Genomic DNA, 3,123 nt, shown 5'->3' with positions numbered 1-3,123 from the left:
AGGTCGATGGTCACGCCGGAGGTGACGTCGATATAGACCGCCACGTCCGAATCCGCGCCGCCGGTCAGGGTGTCGTTGCCGGCCCCGCCGGTCAGGATGTCGTTTCCAGCCCCGCCGAGCAGAGAATCGGCGCCGTCGCCACCGGTCAAGACGTTGTCGCCCGCTCCGCCAATCAGGGTCGAGCCATGATTGCCCGCGACGACATCCTCGATCTGGTTGAGCAGGAAGTTGCCCATGCCGGTCTGCTGGGCGGTTGTCAGGTTCAGATCAACCGTCACCGCGCCGACGGCGTGGCTGAGGTCCAGCACGTCATGTCCGTTATAGACGTCCGAGCTATAGCCGCCTGGGCCGCCGTTCAAATTCAGGACGGCGGCGGCGGCCAGGTCGGTCAGGATGACGAACCGATCGTTGCCGTAGTCGCCGTTGACATAGACGCCCGGCGTCGCGCCGAGGATCGCGGTCTCGCCAGGACGTAGTCCGTCGATCAGGATCACATCGTCGCCGTCCCCGCTCCAGACGGTGGCGTCGCCCAGATCGACGCGCAGAACGTCGTTGCCGAAGCCACCTTGGAAGGTATCGGCGCCCGCGCCGCCATCCAGGACGTCATCGTAGGAACCGCCGGTCAGGCTGTCATTGCCGGCCCCGCCCTGGAGCGTACTGGCCGAACCAGCGGTGAGGCGGTCGTCGCCATTCTCCCCATACAGGGAGCCGCTCGCATAGATCCCATCGTTTCCGTCGCCGCCATAGGCCTGGTCATGGGCGCCGCCGCCGGTGATCTGATCGTCGCCGCCTTCGCCATAGATCAGATTGATGTCGGTGACGGCGTCCTGGTCCCCGGGCGCGGTCCCCGAGCCGGAGAGCGTGTCCGCGCCCTCCCCGCCGTGGATGAGGTCCGAACCTCCGCCGCCCCAGATCTGGTCGGCGTCCGCGCCGCCCTCGAGTTGATCATTGCCCAGCCCGCCGCTGAGGCTGTCATTGCCGTCATCGCCCCAGATCTGGTCAGCGCCGTTGTTGCCGTACAGCGTATCCCCGCTGGCGCCGCCGTGCAGCTGATCGTCGCCATTGACGCCGTAATAGGTTTCGGCGTTGGCGCCGCCGTTGAAGGTATCGGCCGCGCTGGTTCCGTTGACGCCCGTGAACAGGAAGCTGGGCAAAAAGGCCCCGGCGTCCAGGCCGATGGGGCCGTCGAACTTCAGAACATAGTCAGGCCTGGCGACGCCGTACTGCAGGACGCCGTCGCTGTTGGTGTCGACGATCAGATAGGTCGATCCGCCCTGCGTCCAGGTCCAGATCTGGAAAAAGCCCGGGCCATAGTCGTCGGTGGAGAAGATGTCGCCGTTGGTGAGCGAGAACGCCGGATTGTCGAGCGCGCCGCGCCAGACCACCGGCCTCGCGTAGTAATAGGATGGGCCGAAGTCCAGCCGATCGCCGTCCGTCGCGTTGAAGTCGGTGATCGTCCCATAGCCGGCCGGATTGCCAGGGCTATAGCTATCGCTGAAGCCCACGCGAAAGCGGTCCGCGCCAACACCGCCAGTCGCGACTTGGGTGGCCGAAACGCTAATCAGGTCGTCGCCAGCCCCACCGTCCAGAATGGCGGAGCCGGAGCCAGCGAGCTGGTCGACACCATCGCCGCCGTACAGCTTGTCACCCGCGCCACCGTTGAGAATGTCATCGCCGGCTCCGCCATACATCGTGTCCTGGCCGGTGCTGCCCACCAGGACGTCGTTGCCGTCGTCGCCGTACAGGGAGTTGACGCTGCCTTGGGAGTCGTCTTGCCCATTGTAGCGCCCCCCGGCGTAGAGCGTGTCGTTCCCGGCGCCGCCGTGCAGCACGTCATCGCCGAACTCGCCGATCAGGACGTCGGCGCCATCGCCGCCATCGATCGCGTCACCACCGTCGCCGCCGTGCAGTTCATCGTCGCCGGCGAGCCCCGATAGGGTGTCGCTACCGCCACCGCCGAACACGATGTCGTTGTTGGTCGTCCCCACCAAGGTGTCGTTGCCCGGCGTGCCCGGTATCACGCTGAAGGCGCCGTCGACGAAGGAGGACGGGCTCAGGCTGGCCCCGTTGTCGAAGGCTAGAACCAGGTCGTTGTTGTCGAGGGTCTGATTGTCGTTGGCGTCGACGATAAGGTAGGTCTTGCCCGCGTCGGCCCAGGTCCAGGCCCCGATGAAGCCCGCGCCGATGCCGCCCGTGAGCGCCTTGCCCGCCGACAGGCTGAAGTTCGGGTCCGTGATGGCGCCGTTCCAGACGAAGTACTTCTGCGAGTAGGTGTACTGGCCATTGAACGCGCCGAGGGTCAGTCGATCCCCCTCGGCCGTCGAGAAATCGACGATGTGGTCCATCGCCAGCAGGCTGCTGGGCTGTTCGTAGGGATACCAGAAATCGATATCGAACAGGTCGGCGCCAGCGCCGCCCCGATAGCTGTCCACCGATTGGTCGTAGTCGATCGACAGCGTGTCGTTGCCCGCGCCGCCGTCCAGGATGTCCGCGCCGCGATTGCCGTTGAGCCGATCCACGCCGTCGCCGCCGACCAGATTGTCGTCGCCGTCGTGACCGCCCATCCAGTCGTCGCCGTTTCCACCGTTCAGGGTGTCGTTGCCGGTAAAGCCGTACAACGCGTCATTGCCGTCGCCACCGTTCAGAATGTCCGTGCCGCCGTTGCCGGCGATCGTATCGTCGCCCGACGTGCCGTTGATCGTTTCGCTAGCGTCAGTGCCGAGCAGGTAGGCCATGTGAAGTTCCTTGGAACCGCCGCCTGTTCAGGCCCGCGGGAAAATCGATGTGCGATGAAAGGCTTGGTTGCCCAGGTGGGTCAGCGATCGTCTAGGCGAACCGGGCTCGAACCCCGGTTTCCGAAGCGCGACGGTTGCTCGAGTCGCAACGGGACCTATCGATCGACATCGACCTACACCATTCCCCGAACCCCGACGGTGACGAGTCGTCGCCATTCCCTGCCGTCGCAACCTTGAGTATTGGCGTGGCCGCTGACCGAAGCAAGCCCCCTTCCACCGTCCGGCCGGGCGTACCCGCCTTTGCCCACAAAAGAAGACGGCCGCCGCTCGAAGGAGCGGCGGCCGTCTGACGGTCTTCGAAAATTACCCTACCGCGCGAACTTCTGGA

Annotated in this window: 1 protein-coding gene; it reads right to left on the bottom strand. The window is 65.5% G+C overall.

The genetic code is table 11. The features are described 5' to 3' along the window. On the bottom strand, positions 1-2,735 hold a 2,735-nt coding region (locus PMI01_RS23565), incomplete at its 3' end, for a calcium-binding protein (RefSeq protein ID WP_007675338.1). Positions 2,736-3,123: the final 388 nt, after the last annotated feature.

Source organism: Caulobacter sp. AP07 (assembly GCF_000281955.1).
Taxonomy (GTDB): Bacteria; Pseudomonadota; Alphaproteobacteria; order Caulobacterales; family Caulobacteraceae; genus Caulobacter.
The sequence above is the reverse complement of the archived record's forward strand: the minus strand, read 5'-3'. Positions and strand labels throughout refer to the sequence as shown.